At 38.8% G+C, this 24,471-nt stretch carries 29 protein-coding genes and 1 pseudogene; 6 read left to right on the top strand and 24 right to left on the bottom strand.

The features are described 5' to 3' along the window. Window positions 1-200 precede the first annotated feature (200 nt). Both L1077_RS08810 and L1077_RS08805 read right to left on the bottom strand, forming a co-directional pair. Window positions 201-428 (bottom strand): hypothetical protein, encoded by a 228-nt coding sequence (locus L1077_RS08810; protein ID WP_237136493.1) that lies wholly within the window; start codon window positions 426-428, stop codon window positions 201-203. 95 nt (window positions 429-523) lie between these two features. After that, window positions 524-1,114 (bottom strand): hypothetical protein, encoded by a 591-nt coding sequence (locus L1077_RS08805; RefSeq protein ID WP_237136492.1) that lies wholly within the window; start codon window positions 1,112-1,114, stop codon window positions 524-526. A 309-nt stretch (window positions 1,115-1,423) separates the two neighbouring features. Here L1077_RS08805 and L1077_RS08800 point away from each other — a divergent pair, with 309 nt between their 5' ends. Beyond that, window positions 1,424-1,561, top strand: a complete 138-nt coding sequence (locus L1077_RS08800; protein WP_237136491.1) for a hypothetical protein — start codon at window positions 1,424-1,426, stop codon at window positions 1,559-1,561. A 122-nt stretch (window positions 1,562-1,683) separates the two neighbouring features. On the opposite strand, the gene L1077_RS08795 is transcribed toward L1077_RS08800, so the two are convergent. Next, a complete protein-coding gene (locus L1077_RS08795) occupies window positions 1,684-2,538 on the bottom strand; it encodes a DUF6236 family protein (protein WP_237136490.1) in 855 nt (284 codons plus the stop codon). A gap of 98 nt (window positions 2,539-2,636) precedes the next feature. Here L1077_RS08795 and L1077_RS08790 point away from each other — a divergent pair. Next, window positions 2,637-2,951 (top strand): annotated as a pseudogene (locus L1077_RS08790) (IS110 family transposase); the annotation flags it as partial. 78 nt (window positions 2,952-3,029) lie between these two features. Here the strand turns inward: L1077_RS08790 and L1077_RS08785 are convergent. From L1077_RS08785 to hutH, 15 genes are all read right to left on the bottom strand, one after another. After that, on the bottom strand, window positions 3,030-3,302 hold the full coding sequence (locus tag L1077_RS08785) for a hypothetical protein (protein ID WP_237136489.1): 273 nt from the start codon (window positions 3,300-3,302) through the stop codon (window positions 3,030-3,032). A 124-nt stretch (window positions 3,303-3,426) separates the two neighbouring features. Next, a complete protein-coding gene (locus L1077_RS08780) occupies window positions 3,427-3,726 on the bottom strand; it encodes a TonB family protein (protein ID WP_237136488.1) in 300 nt (99 codons plus the stop codon). Window positions 3,727-3,963: 237 nt separating this feature from the next. Further along, window positions 3,964-4,203 carry a hypothetical protein gene (locus L1077_RS08775; RefSeq protein ID WP_237136487.1) on the bottom strand — a complete coding sequence of 80 codons (240 nt, stop codon included), beginning with the start codon at window positions 4,201-4,203 and terminating at the stop codon, window positions 3,964-3,966. Between the two features lie 39 nt (window positions 4,204-4,242). Next, on the bottom strand, window positions 4,243-4,494 hold the full coding sequence (locus L1077_RS08770) for a hypothetical protein (protein ID WP_237136486.1): 252 nt from the start codon (window positions 4,492-4,494) through the stop codon (window positions 4,243-4,245). A 217-nt stretch (window positions 4,495-4,711) separates the two neighbouring features. Continuing rightward, window positions 4,712-5,113: a WapI family immunity protein gene (locus tag L1077_RS08765; protein ID WP_237136485.1), complete on the bottom strand. Its 402-nt coding sequence runs from the start codon at window positions 5,111-5,113 to the stop codon at window positions 4,712-4,714. A gap of 107 nt (window positions 5,114-5,220) precedes the next feature. Continuing rightward, window positions 5,221-5,739 carry a hypothetical protein gene (locus L1077_RS08760; RefSeq protein ID WP_237136484.1) on the bottom strand — a complete coding sequence of 173 codons (519 nt, stop codon included), beginning with the start codon at window positions 5,737-5,739 and terminating at the stop codon, window positions 5,221-5,223. A 541-nt stretch (window positions 5,740-6,280) separates the two neighbouring features. Continuing rightward, a complete protein-coding gene (locus L1077_RS08755; protein ID WP_237136483.1) occupies window positions 6,281-6,763 on the bottom strand; it encodes a YfbM family protein in 483 nt (160 codons plus the stop codon). Window positions 6,764-6,850: 87 nt separating this feature from the next. Further along, on the bottom strand, window positions 6,851-7,099 hold the full coding sequence (locus L1077_RS08750; protein WP_237136482.1) for a hypothetical protein: 249 nt from the start codon (window positions 7,097-7,099) through the stop codon (window positions 6,851-6,853). Window positions 7,100-7,224: 125 nt separating this feature from the next. Beyond that, the gene (locus tag L1077_RS08745; protein WP_045990013.1) at window positions 7,225-7,632 is read right to left on the bottom strand and encodes a hypothetical protein; all 408 of its coding nucleotides are present in this window, start codon (window positions 7,630-7,632) and stop codon (window positions 7,225-7,227) included. 124 nt (window positions 7,633-7,756) lie between these two features. Continuing rightward, complete coding sequence (locus tag L1077_RS08740; RefSeq protein WP_237136481.1) at window positions 7,757-8,125, bottom strand: hypothetical protein; 369 nt, start codon at window positions 8,123-8,125, stop codon at window positions 7,757-7,759. Between the two features lie 402 nt (window positions 8,126-8,527). After that, on the bottom strand, window positions 8,528-9,292 hold the full coding sequence (locus L1077_RS08735) for a hypothetical protein (RefSeq protein WP_237136480.1): 765 nt from the start codon (window positions 9,290-9,292) through the stop codon (window positions 8,528-8,530). A gap of 130 nt (window positions 9,293-9,422) precedes the next feature. Continuing rightward, entirely contained in the window at window positions 9,423-10,040 is a 618-nt protein-coding gene (locus tag L1077_RS08730) for an HAD family hydrolase (protein ID WP_237136479.1), read from the bottom strand. A 268-nt stretch (window positions 10,041-10,308) separates the two neighbouring features. Continuing rightward, complete coding sequence (locus L1077_RS08725; protein WP_211037454.1) at window positions 10,309-10,479, bottom strand: hypothetical protein; 171 nt, start codon at window positions 10,477-10,479, stop codon at window positions 10,309-10,311. 444 nt (window positions 10,480-10,923) lie between these two features. After that, a complete protein-coding gene (locus L1077_RS08720) occupies window positions 10,924-12,924 on the bottom strand; it encodes a urocanate hydratase (protein ID WP_237136478.1) in 2,001 nt (666 codons plus the stop codon). 11 nt (window positions 12,925-12,935) lie between these two features. Beyond that, window positions 12,936-14,435 (bottom strand): histidine ammonia-lyase, encoded by a 1,500-nt coding sequence (gene hutH, locus L1077_RS08715; protein ID WP_063361198.1) that lies wholly within the window; start codon window positions 14,433-14,435, stop codon window positions 12,936-12,938. A gap of 219 nt (window positions 14,436-14,654) precedes the next feature. Here hutH and L1077_RS08710 point away from each other — a divergent pair, with 219 nt between their 5' ends. After that, window positions 14,655-15,554, top strand: coding sequence for a LysR family transcriptional regulator (locus L1077_RS08710; RefSeq protein WP_237136477.1), 900 nt, complete (start codon window positions 14,655-14,657; stop codon window positions 15,552-15,554). A gap of 1,011 nt (window positions 15,555-16,565) precedes the next feature. Here L1077_RS08710 and L1077_RS08705 read toward each other — a convergent pair. Next, the gene (locus tag L1077_RS08705; RefSeq protein ID WP_237136476.1) at window positions 16,566-17,375 is read right to left on the bottom strand and encodes an alpha/beta hydrolase family protein; all 810 of its coding nucleotides are present in this window, start codon (window positions 17,373-17,375) and stop codon (window positions 16,566-16,568) included. A gap of 137 nt (window positions 17,376-17,512) precedes the next feature. Here L1077_RS08705 and L1077_RS08700 point away from each other — a divergent pair, with 137 nt between their 5' ends. Further along, window positions 17,513-19,048, top strand: coding sequence for a M20/M25/M40 family metallo-hydrolase (locus tag L1077_RS08700; RefSeq protein WP_237136475.1), 1,536 nt, complete (start codon window positions 17,513-17,515; stop codon window positions 19,046-19,048). Window positions 19,049-19,084: 36 nt separating this feature from the next. Here the strand turns inward: L1077_RS08700 and L1077_RS08695 are convergent, their stop codons facing one another. Both L1077_RS08695 and L1077_RS08690 read right to left on the bottom strand, forming a co-directional pair. Beyond that, window positions 19,085-19,438 carry a hypothetical protein gene (locus L1077_RS08695; protein ID WP_237136474.1) on the bottom strand — a complete coding sequence of 118 codons (354 nt, stop codon included), beginning with the start codon at window positions 19,436-19,438 and terminating at the stop codon, window positions 19,085-19,087. Between the two features lie 50 nt (window positions 19,439-19,488). Next, on the bottom strand, window positions 19,489-20,115 hold the full coding sequence (locus L1077_RS08690; protein WP_237136473.1) for a LysE family translocator: 627 nt from the start codon (window positions 20,113-20,115) through the stop codon (window positions 19,489-19,491). Window positions 20,116-20,310: 195 nt separating this feature from the next. Between L1077_RS08690 and L1077_RS08685 the strand changes: the two genes are divergently transcribed. Beyond that, on the top strand, window positions 20,311-21,495 hold the full coding sequence (locus tag L1077_RS08685; RefSeq protein WP_237136472.1) for a lactonase family protein: 1,185 nt from the start codon (window positions 20,311-20,313) through the stop codon (window positions 21,493-21,495). 73 nt (window positions 21,496-21,568) lie between these two features. On the opposite strand, the gene L1077_RS08680 is transcribed toward L1077_RS08685, so the two are convergent. Further along, window positions 21,569-22,897, bottom strand: coding sequence for a hypothetical protein (locus L1077_RS08680; RefSeq protein ID WP_237136471.1), 1,329 nt, complete (start codon window positions 22,895-22,897; stop codon window positions 21,569-21,571). Window positions 22,898-23,251: 354 nt separating this feature from the next. Between L1077_RS08680 and L1077_RS08675 the strand changes: the two genes are divergently transcribed. Further along, complete coding sequence (locus L1077_RS08675) at window positions 23,252-23,452, top strand: hypothetical protein (RefSeq protein ID WP_237136470.1); 201 nt, start codon at window positions 23,252-23,254, stop codon at window positions 23,450-23,452. Window positions 23,453-23,599: 147 nt separating this feature from the next. Here the strand turns inward: L1077_RS08675 and L1077_RS08670 are convergent, their stop codons facing one another. Both L1077_RS08670 and L1077_RS08665 read right to left on the bottom strand, forming a co-directional pair. Beyond that, window positions 23,600-23,854 carry a hypothetical protein gene (locus tag L1077_RS08670; RefSeq protein ID WP_237136469.1) on the bottom strand — a complete coding sequence of 85 codons (255 nt, stop codon included), beginning with the start codon at window positions 23,852-23,854 and terminating at the stop codon, window positions 23,600-23,602. 18 nt (window positions 23,855-23,872) lie between these two features. After that, window positions 23,873-24,049 (bottom strand): hypothetical protein, encoded by a 177-nt coding sequence (locus tag L1077_RS08665; protein ID WP_237136468.1) that lies wholly within the window; start codon window positions 24,047-24,049, stop codon window positions 23,873-23,875. Window positions 24,050-24,471: the final 422 nt, after the last annotated feature.

Below are 24,471 nucleotides of genomic sequence, written 5' to 3'. Positions count from 1 at the left end.
CATGATGGCATAGCCAATATAACTACTGCTATCAAAAAGAGTGATGTGATTGTTAGCACTATTTTTTTCATCATACTCAATGCCCGAAGCATACATAACGCCTTAATAAACAGCGAAAAATAGTAGGCTAAAATAAGCGAAGAAGGAGCGCAAAACTGCTATTTTGCGTCCATAGTTTAATTAATTTGTTATATATCACATTAAAAGCCTATTACATTTTTAAATTTATAAGCCACCAAACAGACAATACCCGCAACTAGAAAATGCAACCTATAACTTATTAGAGAAAATGATTTAATAGCTTCAATTTTTAGATAGCTATCTTCTGAGCTCTGTTTTAGGAAATTAACTGGTAAGAGATCAGCAATAAACATCAGAGCACCTGCAACTACTAGAGCTATACCGATTATTAGTAAGACTTTACTCATTTCTTCGATTCCCGAGTGTTATATAACGCCCGCAGCACGGACAAAGTTAGAACGCTGCGGAAACTTTGTCCCAGTGACCGCGTTTGCTAGCTGTGCTACATTCCCAGAGTTGGGCCACTGCGTTCACGTTTTATTTCTCTCTTTATCTCAGGTTTTGGCTCTAGTTTTAAGCCATGATCCAAGCCAAACTCATATAGATTCATGCAGCTGGTAATTTTCTTGTCTTTACTGATGCCTGCAACGAAAGAATAACTACCGACGGAACCACTGCTTGATTCACTAACCTTTGACTTATGTTTAATAAGCTTCTCAAGGTAGGAAATAAATTCTTCTTTTTCTTTGCCCGCTTCAAATACCCTACCCACTTCAGGCACAAGCTTATTTGAAAAGTATGTTTTTCCTACAAGACTAAAGCTGCCATCTTCAACTTTGCCATAGATTAAGAAATGGTGATTGTCGCTATGAGATAGTTCAGCCGCTGCCGCATCATAGTTTTTATATTTTTTCTTTTCAGAAGCCAAAGACTCGAAATTTTTCTTGAATTCTAAGACAACCCATCTTTCGCTATTAGATAGAAATGCATCTCCTGCTTTCTCTTGCTCCCCATCTAGTGGAGATAGAATCATCTCATCAGTAATAAATTTCCTGATAAAGTAATACTCAACGGTTTTTTCCCACCACTTCATACATACTCCTTGTATACATAACGAATGAAATGAACTCCCCCTTTATTGGCAAATGTGCCAGATTTAAGGTGCGAAACTAAAATCAGGAGCAGTCCATCATGAATAACATTAAAACACTTAGCATCGATTTAGCAAAAAATTCATTCTCTTGTTGGAATGAATGATCATGGGAAGGTTGTTTTCAGAAAAACACTGTCACATAAAACACTTATGAACAGTGTGGTACAAATCAATCCCTGCCTAATTGCTATGGAAGCTTGCTCCGGTGCACATTACTGGGCACGGGAGTTTAAATCCCTCGGTCACTAAGTGGCTATCATCGCCGCTAAGTTTATTGAACCATTTCGTACTGGCGGCAAAAATGATAATAACGATGCCGAAGCCATTTGTGAAGCCGCTATGCAACCTAATATCTGGCATGTTCCTGTAAAAACCGCTGAACAATAGGCTGTTATGACAGGAATAAAAAAGGAAAGGCATAAATTTTCATCTAAAACTCACCTGCCAAAATACACTTTTTTTACTTTTGTGTGTCCCTAAATGTAATAATGTGCCTGTTCTATTTGGTTTTATACAAGTTCATTTCGCATAGCAGACAGGTACGCGAAATGCCTAAATTCATCTGGTATAGACTTACCCACTGATAGCTCTTGGTACGCAAATTTCAGAGCGCAAGTACCTAACGCAGCAACATTTAGACCTTGTACATATGGTTGATAATTTTCAGGGAGGTAATCTTTTGCTAGTGCTCCAGCCCCTGCAACTGCAAACCAAGGGTCTGTTGCAACAGATGTGAGTGAGCGCTTAACACGCTGAAATTTTGTCTCTTTCATAACTCTGTTAAAGTCATTCAAATCGCGATGCAGCTTATTTAGTGCTTTATTTTTTCGTTTTGGTATATCTTGCGATGACATTATTTGATCGACTATTGAGTCCATTGAGTCACGCAATGCGAGTAATTCAGCATTCCTGCGCATTTTGAACTCGACAACTTCTGAAAGAGGAACATCAGCCGTTGGAATTTGAACAGCGTTATACAGTTCAAACTCAAGACAACCTTGTTTTTTCGAGTATTCTTGAGGAACGATTAGCTTTTGCGTAGGTTGGGCAATGCTCCACTCTTTATCCTCGGCTTTATTATTCTGTTCAAAAGCAACCATTTGGGAAGCGAGAAATAACAACCCGTTTTCATGTGCTTCCATTCTTTGGAATCTAACCTCGGTAGACGTTGCAATTCCTTCTTGTATTAGGAATTCAATATCAGGCCCACCGCTGATATGAATCATATCGTTTACGGGATAATCGATCTCATCCCAAAACAAAAGATACTTGCGAAGGTTTACAGCTTCAACATCACCCGTTAGCTGAAGACCTCCACTATCCAGTACCTTATAGTTTGGTGTGATAATTATACCGCGTTTCATAATGCCTTTTCATTTGTATAACGAATGATATGGACTCGCCCGATCACTTAGCCACAATGTGCCATAGTGGTATTTGAACAAAAACGAGGAGAATCTATATGTCTTTAATTAAAGTTGTTGACAACAATTTAGTCAAATATGTTTTTAGTATCCATGGGGTTGATGAGCATGGCAAGTGCAAATTATGTAAAACTATCAAACGAAACAAACTCTTAGCTGAAATTGCTAAATTACCGCCCTGCTTAATTGGTATGGAAACATGCTAAAGTGCACATTACTGGGCTAGAGCGTTTACTAAGCTCGGTCACACAGTGCGCATCATGGCTTCTAAATTTGTCATTCCTTATCGCCAAAATGAAAAGAATGACGCCAATGACGCTGAAGCAATTTGTGAAGCTGTTGCTCGTCCCAAAATTAGTTGGCTAAACTTGTAAGCAACGAACAAAGCCAACTGGTTTTGTCCGCCCTTTTTGATTTGCTTTGTTATATGCCTATGGCCCCCAATAATCGAACTTGAAAACCACGCCCGTGGGGATAACAAATCTAATGGATGATCCACAGTGAATAATATGCTCACCAGGCTCTATTTCTGATACTTCACCTAGAGGTATCTCCCAAGCCTTACCATCTAATAGTAACGGCCAACAATTTCCACCATTATTATCAATTACACCAAAGTAAGTTTTACCGTCTTGCGATGGTTCTACTTCACCTCTAAGGTATCCATCACCCTTGCATGCAATTAGAGTAAAAATTAGTGACACTATGAATAAATACTTCATGAATTCCTTGGCATATAACGCCTTACTAATGGACGCATAAATGCTTAGCTAAAATTGGCGACATAGGAGCACAAGCCAAGTGTTTTTCGTTCTTTTTAGTAACTTGTTAGTTTGACGGTTTCTCTATCTTGTAATCTAGTTGAACAGTTAAACCAGTTTGTATAACCGCAAGTCCATTTACCATTTTAGGTTTGTACTTCCATTGTGAAAGGTCTTTCTTGGCTTGATCGCGGAAACCATCATGATTTGTTTTTAATACTTTAATATTGACTGGTTTTCCTTGTTTATCTATATCAAAAGATAACTGTACAGAAACTTTGTCAATGCCTTCCAAGCTTTCTTTTGTAATTGAACTACAAGAAGCTACAAACACGATGATAAGTAAAAGGACCACTCTGAATTTCATTTACACTCCTAGTCAAACTAACGCCTCGCTTAACCGGCGAAAAATAGCAGGCTAAAATTAGCCACAAAGGAGCGCAAGCCTGCCGTTTTGCGTCCTTTGGTTTAGGCACTTGTTATATCTACTTTACCCAATGGATGTCTGTAATTACCATATAAGTAAAACCAGTTTTATCAGTAGTTCTATATGCGCCTTTAGCATTCAAAAGTTAACTTGTGATTGAAGTCATTTCCCAACCATCTACCTCATCGGCAGACCATTTTTCATTGGTGAAAGCTTCATAATTTTTAGATACACCAAAGTTCCATTCTCTTGTTCCCAATCGAATCGTTCATGCTCTCCGATTTTATACTCAGCCATAATCGACTCTTGCTTTTCTGACAGAGAGTTATGAGCAGTTGTGACAAAATCCACCCAATCATCTGAAGCATTGGCGCCAGATGCAAATAAACTAAATATTGATGCTGTGAGCTTCTTCATACTTTTCTTGTAGGTATAAAGTCCGCTTTGACGCGTTTGTTAGGGTTGCTTTTCATCGAAACCACTAAATACAACTTCGATAAATGAGCCTATTTCGTTAAATCCGACAAACCAATGTTTATACTTTTCACCTGCCGCTATTTCACCGCATTTAATTAAGCTTGCGATAAGCTCCGAGTTTTTCACTTCATAAACTCGATCATCACTTAAACCTGAAACAATACCTTCGTCACTACTCAAAAACTTAAAATGAGGCACATCAAAAAAGTTAAGTTGAACATCTTCATTCATCCAATTTTTGAATCGAACGCATAAATCAAAGTTACTCTATTCGACTACAGGCTGTTCTTCACAATCAGCAGTTGATGATCTTAAATTTATCGATTTAACTTCCATTTATAGGTAACCCTAACGCCCTAATAACAGGTAAAAAAATGTTTGCTAAAATGTTGAGGAACGAAAACAGAGAACTGTTTTTTGTCCTTTTATATTAGCTTGTTAGGTAACTTTACCACCATTTTGCAAAACTGCATATCTGCTCAATATGTTGATGCAATATATCAGCGTCGAAGTCACGTTTAAACTCAAGATATCCCGAACCAATTTCACTATGAATACGGTGTACAGTTAATTCTATTTGTTCATTTGTGAATGTAAGAACAATTTCTCGATCTATATCATAAAACTCAGCTTTGGTTTGAGTGCCTGACTTCAAACGATTTAATTGATTTATGAATTCGTCAAAAACAGTACATTCAAACCATATATCGGAAGCTGTATATTCAAACTTTCCTCGAGGTAGTTCGAGTTTAATATCAACTTGGCAACCTAAGGATGGTAAGTTATCTTCACTTTCTATAATTTCTATTCCCAACCAAAATGGATTTGGAAATTCAATATCGTAACTCATGCTTAGTTACCTAACGCCTCGCTTAACCGGCGCAAAATAGCAGGCTAAAATTAGTGACGAAGGAACGCAAGCCTGCTGTTTTGCGCCCCTTTTGGTTAAAGCGTTTGTTAGAGTGCGAGCTTACAAAAAGAGGAGATCCAATCAATTGCCTCTTGAATACTTTCTTGAACGTCACGTCCGCCCTTTTTCCCATGATTAAACTGCTTTCCCTGTAATTCAACAAGTAAACTCGAATCCTGGCACATTTGTTCGATTGTCCACTGCCATAAATCACGCCTCGTAGCATAACTCCACCAATCAGAAAAGTGACAAAGAAGAATTGGTCGCTCCGGTGTACACGTAAACTCCCCCCGCAAATATGGCCAATATTTAAGAAGGTTTGATAATGGAAGTTCTTTACTCTCAAATTCTATAACTATTAGGTAGCCATTTAGAGTTACTGATAAATCACCCAATTCAAAACGTTCATTAGGATTAATTGGCTTATTCCGACAACTATCAAAGGGCTGCTTAAATGCAGCTACGTTATTCTTAGATTGCCCACCTTTCCAAGTGATGTTTGAACCAAAGTGAGCTTCAAATTCGTTTTTGAACTTATCTAGAAACTGTTTTTGATTACTTGCCACTTTAACTCCTTAGCACTCTAACATTTTTATCTACGACAAATGTCGCATAACAACAGCATATTTCCCGCCGCATAACAACAGCTTTTCAGATACGCATTTTAATACCTTCAACCATAACAATAAGTTAAGCAGACGCCACCAGGCCAGAAATAAACAGCTTACAACCTTGTTACATGGCGATTTCAACCTAAATGCTTTTATCCTTTCTTAAGCTTTTCGAACTTGTTAACTCTTTTATTATGTTCTTTGACACTATCAATAAGCCCAAAAAAATAAGCTCCAATCAAGATGAAAAACAATAGTACTGCAATTGTCGCAAGTAACTTATTACTATAAAAAAACCAAATGGACCAAAGAGTAACACCAATATAAATTGCTTAAAATTACTCTTTATTCCAGCAGTTTCTAATTCCATAACTTCAGAGCTAAATAACGCTTCGCTTAACCGGCGCAAAATTGCAGGCTAAAGTCAGCGACGAAGGAGCGCAAGCCTGCTGTTTTGCGTCCTTTAATTTAAGCGTTTATTAGGCTTTACCTCCTACTAGCATAGAAACAAAATCATAGCTTGATTATTTATAGATGCATCTTTAAATGTTTCACGAACTTCGTTGTAATTATCTGCGATATAATCGAGCAGCTCTTCCCCTTCATCCCAAATTTGAGGATAAATATCATTCTTTTTCAATCCTTTTGGGTTAAACTTAGACCTGAAAGATTTTTCGTCAATTTCTTCTAGCGCTACAGCCACCCCCTTTACTTGAGAAGGTGAAAGGGAACGCGCAGGACCATAGCCAATATCTTCATCACTAATGGGAGTACCACCGAGAACAACATTAAAATATGGCTCCAAACCTTCCCATTCGCTTCCGTTTAAAGTGAAATGAATAGCGTGCCATGCTTTATCTATATCGATAATATCGTCTTCTTTTGTTTCGTAAATAAACTCTGAAAGTGATTCAGGGTTCTCTTTCAGTGAATTAAGTTCTTCCTCAGAAACTGGAAGATAATTTCCAATCATTGACATTGATTTGTACTCTCCGTGAGCCTAACGCTCGATTAACGAGTTAAAAATAGTGGGCTAAAGCCGAGCGAAGCGAAACGTCCGCTGTTTTTAATCCCTGTTTAATTGCTTGTTAGCTGTACATTTACTTTTTGGTAGGGTAAAAACAAACGATAAAATAACAGAAACCATTAAACCGTGCAGAAATCCAAGCGTCTCGCTATTTAGAAATAATAATATCTGATTACCTACAGAGTGAACTCCTAAACCAACCGAAGTAAAAATTAGAAAAGCATACAATCTATATTCACTAAGAAATAATCCGAATGCTTTGTTGCCAGCAATTAGTGATTTAATCATAAGCCTCCTTGAAATATAACGCCTAAATAAACGGCGAAAAATAGCAGGCTAAAATAAGCGACGAAGGAGCACAGCCTGCTGTTTTGTGTCCTTGGTTTAACGGCCTTGTTAGCTATCGGGCTAACTTAGTCCCACCAAATAAATACTTTATTATTTCTAACGTCAGTACTAGGGTCAAATTCCATGCCTTGAGAATTTGCCTCGTTTTTAAAAATTTTAAACAAGGCGGTTCGTTCCGATTCAGAGTTTGGCAACGTTACAACGATTGCATCAGCGTATGGGCCACCCTCTTTTTCTACTCTTTCCTTTTCATCGTAAATTGAATCTTTAGAAATTACGACTTTGACAGCGCCCAACTCATAAAGCTTCTCTACAAATTTAATAGCATCCTCTGTTCCAGCAAACCTATTTCCTGCTAATGCATACTTGTTTTTATTTTCTTTAAGCCACTCTTTTGCTTCTGGGGCATTTAACTTTAAAAAGTATAAAGTGACACCCAGTAAAGCTAGAATAATTGCCACAATTTTTATCATATGCTTCCTAGCTAGCTAACGCCGCAAATAAACGGCTAAAAATAGTTGGCTATAATTTGTGAGGTACGAACAAAGCCAACTGTTTTTTGTCCGCACTTTTTAATTTGCCTTGTTAGGTGCGATTTTATTGATGCACATATTTCCCGTTACTATCAACAAACACCATACCTTTAATGGTATATCTTTGCCCTTTTAACCAAGCCCTTGTCGTAAATTGAATTAAATTACCATCTTTATTAAAACGTAACCATTTAGAAGGAAAAGTTACGACTTTGTCATAATCTGATTTAGGTGTAACACCCAACTTACCGATATTTTTATTTTCAATGGCGCTAACATCCGTTGAAACACCTTTAACCAAAACAATACAGACAGTTTCATTAATTTTATGGCAATAGGCTTTAGCACTTTTATCTGAGCGCAATAGTATTTCATTTGCGTTTACTACAAACGAGAAAAAATAAAATACCGCTGTAATAAATAACTTATCCATAGCACCTAACATTTTTATCTACGACAAATGTCGCATAACAACAGCGTAATGTCTGCCGCATAACAACAGCTTTTCAGATGCGCATTTTAATACCTTCAACCATAACAATAAGTTAAGCAGATGTCACCAAATTAGAAATGGTTAAAGTACGTCACTTGTCGTGTAACAGTGATATTTGACAAATTCCGACTACTATGCAGATGCACATGAAAATAAGTCAAAGTTGAATTTGCTATAAAACCGCCCTTTTTACCCATGCTCCAAGCGCATATAACAATGCTAAGGAATATCAATAAAACCATAGCTAAAATCAAGTTGGTGTTTATTATGTTAAAACAGTGGAAAACTCTTTTTTTGTGAGCACTTTTGCACTTTTATGTTTGTATTTTTATTGTGGTTATATCATTTGGCAAATTTCGGCTCTGCCCTTGCGCGCAGTTGATCAGTAATGTTCCCAGTCCACTCCCACTTATTTATCAGGTAGCCATAGGCCTCTCTATGTTCCTCGGAGCTCCAGCTTTGTTCAAACATTTCTTTAAAATCGATAATGTCAGCAAAGTTTTCTTCATTAACGTCATATTTCTCCCTGTACTGACTCGTACCCACGCTCCCTCTTTCTATTTGTAGCCCTTCTAAGAAATGAGATTTAAAATCTTGCGCTGCATTCACCAGTTTCTCATTACTGTTCAACGCCTCTTCTATAATCTCTTTTTGCGTTTGATTTAAGTGGCCTGTTGTAATTAGCTTCCCTGATGTGTCTATAGAAAAGCCCCAACTTAGGTGGTCAAGCTGAGGAATTTCCTCACGTAAAGACGCCAAAATAGACTCATACTGCTCCGCCATTCTGTCGGCAGCGGCTGGCGTATCATGCAAATACAGTTTACTTGTCGAGTTTGCGACCCTTTCTATCAGCTCCCGATGCTCCTCATATCTTTTGGGCAGATCTAACCGACCACTACGCGTGTAGGTCAAAGTCACAAGTTTGCCATTGTCTGATTTACCTCGTAGCGCTTCTGCCTCAGAATTAATCAGCGATGAATTCTTGAGTATAATTTGTGGGTCTTGCTCTGTAATTTTTTCTGAGCTTTGGGAAGTGTTTTGGAGCGTTTTATCGATAGCAGTATTACGTGCGTTTATTAACGCTCCAACACCTGCATTTATTTTCATGTCGTTTTCCTTACAATCATTTCTTTTATTATATCGGCTGGATTAAATAAAAGTTAAATGCATTTTAATATCGACATTTATATATCGCTATAAAATGCAAAAATGGCTGTAAATCGACGTGAAAACGATTCTAAAATACTAGCCCCAAAGCATATAAGGCTTTTCGGGCTTGCTCTACACTCTCAAATTGTATCGCTTCCATACCCACCGCCTTTGCGCCAGCAACGTTATGCGGCATATCATCGAGAAAGACCGTTTCATTTGCGACCAATTGATATTGCTCCAACAGTGCTCGATAAATCTCTGACTGTGGTTTTAAAACACCTAAATCAGCAGAGACAATTTCACCATCAAATAGGCCCCAAAAATCATAGGTACGTTTTAAAAATTCTACCGTTTCGTGCACATTATCTGTCAGCGCATATACGCCATATCCCGCTTGCTTAACCTGTAAGATAAGATCTGTTGCTTGATAGAGTAGAATTTGCGTTTGCTTGATGTAGTAAAACAGGCGCTCTGTATCTTGTGCGCTAAAGCCAAGTGCTTGTTGGTACTTTTGCTTAGTCTCGTACTCACTCAGCATGCCTTTATTGATATCTAGCCATATGTTAGAGCCAAACACGGACTGCACTAATTGCTCCTGAGATTGTGAGTCTGGAAACGTCAGTCTAATAATTTCCGCAGGAGACCAACGAACAACAACGTTGCCTATATCAAAAACCACATTTTTAATCTGACATTGTGCCATGTTTATTCCTTTATTTTACTTTTAAACCACGCGTACGCCTTGGTATTCATAAACTCTCTCATTGGACTTGTAGTGCTGGACCAAACACTGGCAGTAACAAATCTAGGTTGAAATACTAAAATTCGATTTAACAAAGACCAATTAAAATATATATGAAGTTTATATCTAAGAAATGAAAAGCGTAGTTTTAAAACTGAAAGTAGGCCAATTAAGACCTACGACAAGGGTTAAGGATATTTACAAACACAAGCAATGCTTGTTTTTTTCGTTAGCAGTCGTCTGAATAACACTGCCAAGAAACCTGGCACTTCACGGTTGGTAAACAACCGATTGTTTCAAAAGTTTGTCCACCACCAATCTGAGGTGTCTGTTGATTATTAAGCGACTTTTTAGACGCGCTTAGGTTTTTTACTTTCTTTTTGCTTAATTTAAGTAACATTATAATTTCCTTTGGTTAGTTACATTCAACACAGACACGATAACAGGTTTTTTCATCCTTAAAAACCTTATTTATGTGAAATTTTATACTTTTTTGATCAAAAACATGGATTTATATTTCATAATTATGCCATTTTTTTGAATTTACTAATTAAATAATGTCTTTATTTTGAGCGGATTTAACACATCAGCATAAAATAGGAATAAATTTTCTCATATCGTTACAAAACCAGCACGTTATTATTAGATAAAAGTCACTAGAATATTTTATTGTTTAAATACTTAATGATTAGAATTGATCGAGCAATAAGTGAGCTTTCGCACGTACCTACGTTGTCGAAAAATATGTAGCTGAACATATAGAAATGTATCTTTTATCTGGGCGAGGTATTTTTGAGTAAAAAATAGAGCCTAAGATTGCCTTAAGCTCTATATTAAAATGCGGTTATAGTGATAAATTATCTAAAATATCATCATCCACATTATTCGAAAGTGTGACTTTCAATTTTGGCGTTCTAGCCATTTCACGTTTAATTGCAAAATTAGCTTCTTCGTTACGTGCCCAGCTACGACGTGCAATACCATTGTTGACATCAAATAGCAGCATCGATTCTAGTCGACGTTCAGCATCGCTTGACCCATCTAACAACATACCAAAGCCACCATTGATAACTTCACCCCAGCCAACACCGCCGCCGTTGTGAATTGATACCCAAGTAGCCCCACGGAAACCATCACCGATAACGTTGTGGATCGCCATATCAGCTGTAAAGCGGCTACCATCATAGATGTTAGATGTTTCACGGAATGGTGAATCAGTGCCAGATACATCGTGGTGGTCACGACCAAGTACAACAGGACCAATTTCACCACGTTCAATGGCATCGTTAAATGCTTTGGCAATTTTGATACGGCCTTCAGCATCCGCGTAAAGAATACGAGCTTGCGAACCAACAACCAGCTTGTTTTCTTTTGCATCTTTGATCCAAGTAATGTTGTCTTGCATCTGCTGCTGGATTTCTTCTGGGGATTCAGCCATGATCTCTTCAAGCACTTTTGCAGCAATGGCGTCAGTCTTGTCTAAATCTTCAGGTTTACCTGATGTACACACCCAACGGAATGGACCAAAGCCATAGTCAAAACACATTGGGCCTAAAATATCCTGAACATAAGACGGATATTTAAAGTCGATACCGTTTGCGGCCATCACGTCACCACCAGCGCGTGAAGACTCAAGTAAGAACGCGTTACCGTAATCGAAGAAGTAAGTGCCTTTAGCAGTATGCTTGTTAACAGCGTCTGCGTGGCGCTTAAGTGTCGCTTGTACTTTTTCTTTGAATACTTCTGGCTCTTCACGAATTAAGCGGTTTGACTCTTCGTAACTGATCCCCACTGGGTAGTAGCCGCCCGACCACGGGTTATGAAGGGATGTTTGGTCAGAACCAAGGTGTACAAAAATATCTTCTGCAAGGAATGACTCCCATACATCAACGATGTTACCGATGAATGCAATAGACACCACCTCTTCGCCTGCTTGTGCTTTTTTAACACGTGCAACCAAATCAGGCATATTGTCGACTAATTCATCCACCCAACCTTGCTCGTGACGTTTAATCGCAGCTTTCGGGTTTACCTCTGCACATACAGTAATACAGTTAGCGATATTACCTGCTTTAGGCTGTGCACCACTCATGCCGCCAAGACCTGCGGTTAAGAAGATCTTGCCTTTTGGACTATCGCCCTTTTCAAGTACTTTGCGGAATGCATTCATTACCGTAATAGTTGTACCGTGTACAATGCCCTGAGGACCAATGTACATGAAAGACCCTGCTGTCATCTGGCCGTACTGTGTTACACCCAGTGCATTGAACTTTTCCCAATCATCCGGCTGAGAGTAGTTCGGGATCATCATACCGTTCGTTACGACAACACGTGGCGCATCTTTTGATGACGGGAATAACCCCATCGGGTGGCCAGAGTACATGTGAAGTGTTTGGTCTTCTTCCATTTCACTTAAGTACTTCATCGCAAGTAGGTATTGTGCCCAGTTTTGGAATACTGCACCGTTACCACCGTAAGTGATAAGCTCTTCTGGGTGCTGCGCCACAGCCGGATCTAAGTTGTTGTCAATCATCAACATGATTGCAGCAGCTTGCTCGCATTTAGCTGGATAATCTGAAATCGAACGCGCCTTAAGCTCATAGTTAGGCTTAAAACGATACATGTAAATACGACCAAAATCTTTCAACTCTTGCGCAAATTCAGTAGCAAGTTCATTGTGCCACTCTTTTGGGAAGTAACGCAGCGCGTTTCTTACAGCTAGCTGCTTTTCTTCTGGGCTTAAAATATCTTTACGCTTTGGCGCACGGTTTGCCCCTGCCGGATATGGCTTTGCTTCAGGCAATACGCTAGGGATACCCTGCTTTATTTGTTCTTGAAAATTCATGTCGGATTTCCTTAGTTCACTGTAACCGTAAATGCTTGTGACTTAACAAACTCAACCATGGCATCGATGTCTGGCTTAAGCAGTCTGTCTTCTTCAAGTTTCGCGACCTTTGTACGGATCAAGGCGTGATTCTGTTCAATAATATCTGAACATGTATTCGGACGTCTAAAATCGACCGCTTGCGCTGCATACATCAACTCAATTGCAAAAATCTTTTCAAGATTACCCAAGATTTGGTTGAACTTACGACCCGAAATACTGCCCATTGATACGTGGTCTTCTTGACCCATAGACGTCGGTACACTGTCAGCAGATGGTGGGAAACACAGAGATTTGTTTTCTGTTACCAAGGCCGCAGTCGTATACTGAGGGATCATCATACCTGAGTTTAGACCACCAGATGTGGTGAGCAGTCGAGGTAGCCCGTGTAAGCCTTCAAGTAGTAAATAACAACGACGATCAGAGATGTTACCAAGCTCAGCGGCTGCAATTGACGCGTAGTCAAGTACCATTGCTAAAGGCTGGCCGTGGAAGCTACCACCAGAGATGGCTTCTTCTTCACTGATAACAATTGGGTTGTCTGTCACTGAGTTCATTTCTGTCTCAGCAAGCTCTTTTAAGTGGTTAAATGCGTTGCGCGATGCGCCGTGCACCTGCGGGATACATCTAAGTGAGTATGGGTCTTGAACGCGATCACACTCTTCGTGATCAGCCATATTCTGTGAATCTTTGAATAAACGGCGCATGCGTTTTGCAACTGCAATATTCCCTTCAAATGCACGGATCGCATGTAGCTCTTCACGGAATGGCTGCTCACTGCCCTGCATGCCTTCAATACTCATCGCACCGGCTACATCAGCAAGGTCTAATAAGTAACGCATTTTAGTCAAACCAGTAATGGCATGAGATAAGATGAACTGTGTACCATTGATAAGCGCAAGTCCCTCTTTTGAATCAAGGTCCATGGCTTCTAAATTGTTATCCGCAAGTACTTTAGCTGCTGGCTGGATCTCATCACCCACCCAGAACTCGCCTTCACCTAACAAAGGTAAGAATAAATGAGAAAGCGGCGCAAGATCACCTGATGCACCGACAGAGCCTTGCTCTGGCACAACTGGGATAATGTCTAGTTCAATAAACTTAAGCATACGCTCAACCACTTCTAGACGAATGCCTGAAAAGCCTTGGCTAAGTGCGTGTACTTTAGTGATAAGCATTAGCTTTGAGATAGGTTTCGCAATTGGATTGCCTACACCAACGGCATGCGTTATTAGTAGGTTCTTTTGCAGAAGTTTGGTCTCTTCAGGGGAAACTTGCGTATCGCACAGCGGACCAAAACCAGTATTGATACCATATACTGCTTTATCAGACGCAGCCATCTTGTCTACTCGTTGACGGCTTTTATTAATTTTATCTAATGCTTCCTGACAAAGCTCTGCTTCAATACTGCCATCGGCTATGCCGTTTACAATATCAAGGTTCAGACGATCTACACCATATCTAAACGTCATCTTATTCTCCTAAATATATGCTTTTCCTAAGCAACTATGTGCTTGATGGCGCAATATTAACGCTGTAATGATGTTTTATAAATTATAGATAATCGTAATTCATTCCGGTTTTATCAAACTTAATAGTGTAACCTTGGCAAACTTTCCACTAAAATAACGCCAGTTTTAAATTCCAACCACTTTTTAGCCAGTTAGTGCGCTGCTTTTAGGAGAAAACCTATGCAAGTTCATGACGTTGACCTACGCCTATTGAGGATCTTTGTGGCCATAGTCGAATCTGGAGGCCTATCCGCCGCAGAATCTCGCTTAAACATTGGCCGCTCTACCATTAGTTCACACTTATCGGACTTAGAAGTAAGGCTTGGGATAAAACTGTGCAAACGCGGTCGAGGCGGCTTTGAACTCACAGAGCCCGGTCGTATTACATATCAAGCCTCTCTGGAGCTATTACAACAATGTGAGGCATTTGCAACGACGGTTGCCAGCTCTAAGAATGAATTATCTGGGCGTGTAACCATTGCGGTAATCGACACCATGGCCAGCGATCCCCGCTGTGGAATAGCAAACGCTATCGCGTCATTGAAAACACAAAGCGACAATATTCAATTTGATATCAATGTATGTGAAGCAAAAGAAGTTGAGACCTCAGTGATTAACGGGCGCTCTCTCGTTGGGTTAGGCGTCAGCCGGCATCATTTGCGTGGCCTTGAGTATATTCCCCTTTATGATGAAAAAAACTTTCTGTATTGCGCCAAAGATCACCCTCTATTTGACTGCAAGCCTTCACAGGTCAATAAACTGCTTAAAAGTGCAGAAGTTGTCTCGAGTAACTATATGCGAGATAAAGAGGTCAGAAATGATGGGCTAAATTATATGAATACTGCCATTGCTTATCATGATGAGGGGATTGCACATTTAATTTTATCTGGTGCATTTATTGGTTACTTGCCCGAACACTACGCCAGCTACTGGGTTGATAAAGGTATTTTAAAAGCCATATTACCGCAAAAATATGCGTATACCATTCCGGTTTCATTGATCACCGCAAAAAACAACTCGGCTTCACCCCTTGCTAATGCCATCATCAACGAATTAAAACGCAGTCACACAATTACGTAATCATTTAATGCCTCTGATCTATTACATCCGTCAATCTGCTTCAATGGCTTGCCTATTTTAAGGCAAGCCATTGACATTAATGATTAAAAACAACATCAAACCCAAACTCACCATCGACTAAAATATACATGTCGCAACGTTCATGCTGTGCGTACACCTGCTTTCAAGCTGCATGCTCCCTATACCTATCAATAAACGTCAAACTACACATGTCGCTGTAATTATAAAAATTAAATTCCGATTCCCCTGCACAGCCCGAATACCTAAAAGTGCACCATGAAAAGCAGCCGCTCCATGCTGTCATTTTATTGTAAGGATTCTGTCATTAAAAACTCAGAATTCATTCACTTTAAAGTGTTGAAAAGATAAGAGTAAAAATGAGAGTTGAATATATAGTAATCACTTCAACCATTAAATTAAGTTAATTCTGAGTCTAAATTTTTGGAACAATCAAGAATGGTTGAAGCTTGAAAGTTAAATTTTAATAAAACAAACTTATTTAAGGATAAAAAATGAAGTTAATTAAAAAGAGCATTAAAAGCCTATCTAACAATAAGGCTATTATAAATGATGCAACACCACATATAGCTGGTGGTGTAAATATAGAAAACCAAGATCCTGTGAAGTTCCGCCCTCCGTATTCAGTGTTAGAGCCGGAGTGCCTCACAAACCCGAAGTTTTGTTAGACCTAGAAACCGGCTTTGTGTAACCGCTGTTTAGTTAACTGTTATCGGCTAACACCTCGAGTTCAGTTATAAAGTTACTCAGCACCTGATGTCAGTTTTAGGTAGGCTTGGCCTATTTTTTAACTGGCATCTTCATAGAAAGGATAAATAGTCAGCGATAGTGACTATTTTTAGCATTTTTATGATTTTTTACCTCAAGTTCAAACTTGCGCCTTCGGTTTTAATTCTGTTTACACACTGATTTTATATGTACTTCTGTTTGTAAAAAGTGTTTGCAAAAAAACTATGGCCTTCAAATTATGAAGGCCAATAAGCGCCCGCTTTGTTATTGGTTATAACTTTGAATAGTGTTCGTTAAGTGTGACGTTACTCCTGGGAATAAAAAGATGTCATGTCCACCAGCAAACACTTCTAATTCATTGTCAATAAGATGCTTATCTAACGCGTTTTTATAATCAAGTGTTAATTGCGGCTTGGTAATATCATCTTGCTCTCCAACCAGCAATGTTATTTTGGTAGATTTTGGTATGTGTTTTACCAATTCAATCGGAGATGTGACATCAATATCTCCCTTAAATTGACGCCAACCACGCGTGTCAGATATGTATTTTCTCCATTCATTAATGTCACACGGACAAGACACGATATATGCATGGTCAATTAACCTAGGGAATTGGGCGACAATTTTTGCGGTAATTGCGCCGCCACCTGAATGACCAGCAACAATTAATTTATCTGCATTATGCCGAGCTTTTAATGCACTGATTGCTTGTGCAATTTGCTTTACTCGATCGTCACTATAATTCTCACCAGTTGTTTGGCCTCGCTCTCCATCAGACGTTTGGTTCATGGCATCTGTATAGCCTGGCCTTAAAAGGCCCACGGCGACCAAATTGTCTACTTTTTTAGCAAGTATTGAGGCAAAAAAGTATTGATAGCTTGGGCCAGAAAACGGTGAGTCTCCATGTAAAGAAACTAAAAGAATCGGTGATTTGGTCAATTTATCACTTTTATATGTTTGTATCTTTGTGCAAATCCCATTTACATTCACTTGCTCATGATTATTCTTGCAACTGGCAAATACCGCTCCAGAGTATAAAGCCATGAAACATATAAAGCCTTTGGCTATATTCATTATTGTTCCTTATTATCTTTATGGATCATCCGAGCTCTAAGCTAGACAAAATCTATTTTATTTTCATTGACACAGTCAGCATTACAATTAATAACTAACTGTGGACCTTATAGTAAAACAAAAAAGAGACATTAAGGATGAAAAAAGTCATAAATACGATACTTTTATGGGTATCAACTTTATCTAGCCTATCACCAATAACTGTATATGCTTCTGGTGTTATATATGATAAGGCTTTATACCAACAAGCCGTAAAACAAGCACCTCAGGCAGTTCAGCTATATAAAAGCTTACTCAGTTTGCCAAATGACACACACAACCAAGAAGACATAAAAAAGCTCTCTTCATGGCTTATTCAAGCATTCAATCAACGCGGGTTTGAATCTCACACCTTGGAGATGTCAGGCAGCCCACTTGTATACGCAGAGCGCATCAACCCAAACGCAAAGAAAACCGTTTTAGTTTACTTACAAGCTGACGGTCAACCGGTCGACCCAAAAGCATGGCAGCAACCAAATCCATATCAAGCTGTACTAAAAAAACAGCAGAGTGACAGTAGCTGGCAAGTTGTACCTTGGTCATACCTAACTCAGAGTATGGACCCAGATTTGAGGATCTTCGCTCGATCAGCAGCCGACTCTAAAGGCCCTATTGCCCAATTTTTAATTGCATTAGATTTGATACAACAGCAAGGCCCTTTAAATTACAACCTGAAAGTTATCATGGATACGGAAGAAGAGATTGGTTCTCCTAATTTACCAGCCGCCATCATTCGCCATAAACAAAAGCTAAAAGCTGACATGTTGTTGATATTTGACGGACCGCCGCATTATTCGAACCAGCCCACTGTCACGCTCGGTGCTCGTGGGATCGCAACAATTCAACTGACAACATACGGACCTTACAAATCACAACACAGCGGGCATTATGGCAATTATGCACCAAACCCTGCACTTCATTTATCGCAAATTTTAGGGTCTATGAAATCACAAGACGGACGCGTTCTCATACCCAACTTCTACGAAGGTAGTCGCATCAGTGCTGAGCTAAAAGAGTTATTAAGTAAAGTGCCTGACGATGAACAGCAATTAAAGCAAAAACTGGGGTTCTCTGTTCATGATAAGGTTGGAAATACGCTACAAGAGTCTATTCAGTTCCCTTCTTTGAATATTCGAGGACTACAAAGTGGCTGGGTAGAGCAACAGGCTAGAACCATAGTTCCCGATAAAGCAATCGCAGAAATTGATATCCGACTTGTAAAAGAGTCCAACCCACAGCGCTTAATTTCGCTCGTTAGAAGCCATATTGAATCTTTAGGTTACTACGTCATTGACCGTCCCCCTACGCATAAAGAACGCATGACACACCCATACACTGTGACCATGAAATCAAAAACTGTTTACGGTGCATTCCGCAGTGAACCAAACTCCCTTGCCGGTAAGATGGCCATACAAGGGCTGACCAAATTCTATGGCGAAAGACCCATTGTGCTTCGTTCAGGAGGAGGTTCAATCCCAATCGCACCTATTATAGATACTTTAGACATCCCTGCAGCCATAGTGCCTAGCGTAAATGCTGATAACAACCAACACAGCCCGAATGAAAATTTACGTGTAGGTAACTTCATCGAAGGTATTGCCATTATAGCCTCTGTTCTAAATCAGCCTTTATAACAAAAAGGAACCAGCTTAATTGCTGGCGCTTATACATCATTGCGCGCTATTTGCGCGCACGCCCCTAACTCGTTTAATGCCAAAAAGAACGATAGTAATAAAAACAGAGTACATCACTAACTTACCGGACAAGGATTCAGATGGTAGCCCAGCAAACAACCTAAGATAATCGTTCACTAACAGCATGCCTACACCAACGGTGATGCTAACTAGCTTAAAACACCAGTAAACATGACCTTGAACAGTCATAATAGACAGCAGTAGTACAATTAATGAAACATAAAATGAGAGGACAGACATGGCGCCAGGAACCACACTGGGCACGAGTAAACATAACGAACTAGCTAGTAGCAGACACCTATAAATATGTAATACCTTACTTTTCATCATCAACTTCCATTATAAATAGGTTGCTCTGACTCATATAAAGTGCGATGGGCTTACTTGCCATCAATGGCAATTTTCCCTGCCAGACCAATTAAAATTACCCCAGAAACACCCTCAAGTACCCGCGTGTAACGCTTGGCGCTTTGTCGACCAAACACCCAGCTCCCTGCCAGTGCATAAATAATATTACAAAAGGTTGCTAAACCACTGAATATCAGACCATAGATAAGTAAGTTTTGGGTTGCCGCTTCGCTATTTGGGTTTATGAATTGTGGTAAAAAGGATAAGAAAAACAAGGCAACTTTTGGGTTTAGGACACTGACAATAAATCCTTGTAGCAAAACATTGCTATCGCGCTCGTTATTTGTCTCCAAGTTTATACTAGATTTACCTTGGTACATTGAAATTAAAGATTTTACACCTAAATAGCATAAGTACACGGCTCCTAAAATCTTAATTAAGTTGAACAATACCGCCGAACTTAAAATAATTGCCGACAACCCCAAGCAAGCAGCAGCTGTATGAAACGCATAGCCTAAGCCTAACCCTGCTGCCGCTTTAAAACCATCTATGACTTTGCCCCTCATAGTGTTTGAGACAATATAAATCACATCTGGACCTGGGATCAGGTTAATCGCCAAGCAAGCGATGATAAAGACATATAAAGAATTGAACTCCATTCACTACTCCTTTAATTATTAGTCGACTAATTTTCTAATTTGAAAAGTCAAAAGACAATAGAATATATAATAACAAGATTAATAAAGATAACTAACCATAAAGCATGAAAAAATGAGTAAGTTGATTAAAATCTCTATCCATGATTATATGAAATCGAATTTCCATCATACTACTCCATACCATCAAGAGATCTTATGTATTATCGAATTTTAGCGCCTCTTCTAATTATATCATTAACAAGCCAAGCTAACGCACTCCCACAAAATAAGAAACAGAGTGAGCTAGAAACAATACAGATCCTCCGACATTCAGAGAACTTAAATCAAGAAATTGCAAACCCTCGTGATATCACTTTAACGAACAATCGAACGCTGTTAATCGCCAGCGGAGACAGTAATTCGCTGTCTGTTTTTGGAGAAAATCGTGACAATCAATTCAGTTATTTACAGAGTTTCTCTAGTTCGAAATACCCAACCTTAGCACTCGAAGGTGCATCAGATGTGACATACATAGAGCAAAATGACGTTGCCATCGTTTCCTCGTTTTACAGTGGATCGCTCACATCATTTAAACGTAATCAAAATGGACTCTTTGAGCATGTGCAAACGTTGGGCAATGATATTAATATCAAGCAAGCTTTTTCTGATTATGAAAAAGTAAAACATAAAGATACGCTGAGTTTGCTCGGTGCATGGAGCACACACTTTTCTCACCAAAGTAACACCTTGTATGTAGCTAGCTACCTAAGTAATGCAGTATCTATATTTGACATTGAACACACAGGAGCGCTCTCCCCTCATGGCCAACTACTGCCGAAAACAAATTGGGGAAGACCAACTTCCATTAGCCAACCTAGTGACGAAAATTGGCTATACATCAATGGGTTTGAAGACAATAAAGTATCTATATTGAAAAAGGACGCAGATGGCAAATATGCATTGATTCAAACGCTCACTCACGGGTCAGAAAACATTGAAACGATGCAAAACCCACAGCAAATATTAATCAGTCCTGATAACCAATTTTTATTCGTAGCCGCATCCAAAAGCAATAATATTAACGTATTTAAGAAAAGCAACTCAGATACATTTTTGCACCACCAAACTCTCTCTAGTCCAACACCAACAAGCTTAAGCGGTGCATGCTGTATCGCATTTTCAAGCAAGCAGAATATGCTGTTTGCTGCAGGTGAATCTGGGGAAGGCATTTTAGTCTATGGACTGTCTCCATCAAGTGGGAAATTGTCTTTAAAGAGACATATTAAGCAAATTAAAAATAATAAAATAAATGGTGTTTCGGTTTTAAGCTTGTCATCAGACGAACGTACTCTATATGCCGGTACAGGCAAAAACAATGAAGTATTCATTATTAAGCTTTAGCAACGTAAACATCTGTACATATATCAAATTGGTAGGCGTCTAGAGTATACCACACAAAGGTATACTCCTATGTTTAGGCAACAATACTTTCTTTATTCACGCGTAGAGTTTCATGATAAACCCATGCCAACCTGCCGACATCAATTGGTACATCTAGATTTTTTGCTGCATCATAAATTTGGTCTATCTGCTGATTTTCAAATTCCCTTTGAATTGAAGCTAAATTTATTTTCATCCACGTCTCCACAGAGTCCGATTTTTCAAACAATGCAGGGTTATCTTCAATTGTGTCGTTGATTTGCTTCCAAATATCAGACTGTATCTGAGGAGGTGTTTCATGAATATGCTCAATGACATCCTGCATCCAGCCAACACCTTGCTTCTCGTAAGCATCGATAAGGTTACTGTATACCTCTCGTCGCTCTGACTCGGTTTCCATCTTGTCTGTAAATAAAACATGACCACCATTCGAGCTCTCATACCCACTGGTATATTCCTCTTGCTCAACAAGCTTACTGACATAAGAAAAAATGTTGTTTTCACTGCTCTTATCAGCCTCATCCAGCATAGCAACAAATGATGCTCTATCATTATTTTTGACATTGCTCGCCATATCAAGAATCCCTTTACTTTGCTCCCGTGTGCTTTCTTTTAAATGCTGATTAATAGACGTCATTTCACCTTGTGAATATCGATTTTTAGACAATAAATCCACGTACTGGTGTGTAAGTTTTGAAAAATGTAAACTTTCCATCGCGAGCTGCTTGTAATCAGCAGCTTCTGAGAATGGTCTAAACAAAGTGTTGCTGTGGTCAAACTCGTCATCTAAAAAGACAAACATTTTAATATTTTCTTCTTCCTGCTCAGATAGCGCAGCAAGTGTACTTACCGTATCTTGAATCTCTTCTTCCGACATTGAATTGAGTATCGATATCAGTTCCTCAGATTTTTCTTTATTGAACCCAGCCCCCATAAAAGCGTCTAATCGAAACGACTTAGCTAAAACACCCACAAATTGCTCAAGTGTTTCATCATCCATTTTATCCATAAGTGAAAGAAGCTCTTTCGAGGGAATATGTGTTCGAAGTAATTCCTTTTGCTCGGTACTCAGTCTATCTTCATGAGTCAAGTAAGCGTCAATATCTTCCAATTCAGTAAGATCACCATAGCGGTATTGTGGTACGTTATTAGCATCAGGGTTGGACATATCAATTATGTGTATTTTGTGCTTTTTCGCACGCATGTAAGGGTCATATAACTCAGGTTGCGGTTCTGGATAACGCGACGCGTAGACTTTTGCAATTTGCTCTTGTTCCAGCTTCTCAGACTTTTCAATTCGAGTATGTGTTGCCAGCGACTTCGAGTCAGCCAAATTTATATTTAGAGCGGATTTGATGTGCATTGTGATCTCCTTATGCCCATTTCGCAAAAAGACTATCGGCATCTCTGATAATTTCTTTAGTATTTAATTACACAATAAAATCTTTTTATTGAGATTATCAAGATTAATATGCGTAATTATATTTTTGAGACAAAGAGAAAATAGCCCTACTTATATTAATGCCAGATTCAAAAAATGACCTCTAACTTTCACCATGCCTCTTATTTATAAAAAACGTACTTGCTAAAAGATACCATAATAGTTAAATTAATGTTAATTTAACTGGCTTTTTGGCTCTTATCTAAAGCACCATGACGCTAGGAATTAAACCAAATATTTAATGTATATTACTAAAAACTAAAATAAGGAAAATTCATGAAACTAAATAAGAAAAAACTGAAAAACCTCAGCCAACAAAAAGAACTTGCCAATGCGCAAACACCCAATATCGCAGGTGGCTTTTGGAGAACAATTGGCTGTGCTCCAAATACATACAATGATGGCACTTGCCCATCAAATTTACCGTATGAAACTGGCTGCGCTTGCCCTACTACACACCCAATTCACTGTGCATAAGTACAAGTAACAATTAAATAGTATAAAAAATCAATCGCGCATTGGATAAAAGATAAATGCGCGATTTTACTTTCTAATATCAAAACCAGTAATCCTAATATCCCCATATAAATAGACACTAAAGGCTCATAGTTAAAAGGATTAAATTTAACTGTGCTGTTGAGTATTAACAAGCGTATCAGTTACGCAATCAGCTATTGCTTGACGAGAACCCATTTTCACACATTGCTGTAATTTTGGATGTATCAGTTCATAAGATGATATGGGAAAATTATCAACTCGCCTAATGCACCTTTCCACTGCATACTGCCCATATACATCCATAGGAACTGGCGGAAAGTCATATATTTCATCAATTATTTCATGCATATTCAAAGCAATAATGTCTGCTGGTTTGATCATTTCTGATTGCGCTAAAACTTACTTTGGTGACAATCTTGCCAAGAGTACTTGCTTAGGCTGGCCTATTGATTTTTGCTCCAATGTTGAAGCCGCAATTTCATGTAAAGACATACAAGCAGCTAAAGGATGACTGGTGTTTGCATAGGCCATCATTCCCCAACACAACAAAACCACGCCAAAACTGACTCTTAGCATAAACTATTTCCTTTTAGAAACGTGTTAAACCAAATGGCAAAACAAGATTAAATGTCTCAGCAACGATCTTATTTAATTGCTCAATAACACTTTAGACAATATCACAGTACAATGAGTTTTTAAAAATAAAATCAGCACCTTAGAATGAAACTGGATACTGTAAAACACATAACTTAGGAAAATAGGTATAACAAAGCACTAAGTATCACATATCCATATATCTAACGAGTGATAAGTAGATGGTCCACGGCCATATTTCCTAAGTGTTTTAGCTAACGCTTCTTCAGAATATACACTTACACTATATTTAACAGGCAAAGTGCGGTGTTTTTTAGATACGCAGCCCATTTTTCAATACCCTGACACCTTATCGAGCAAATAATAAAAAGCATTTCCGCTTCTTCGTTTAAATTTTCAGGTGC

Source organism: Pseudoalteromonas luteoviolacea, assembly GCF_021654285.1.
Taxonomy (GTDB): Bacteria; Pseudomonadota; Gammaproteobacteria; order Enterobacterales; family Alteromonadaceae; genus Pseudoalteromonas; species Pseudoalteromonas luteoviolacea_J.
The sequence above is the reverse complement of the archived record's forward strand: the minus strand, read 5'-3'. Positions and strand labels throughout refer to the sequence as shown.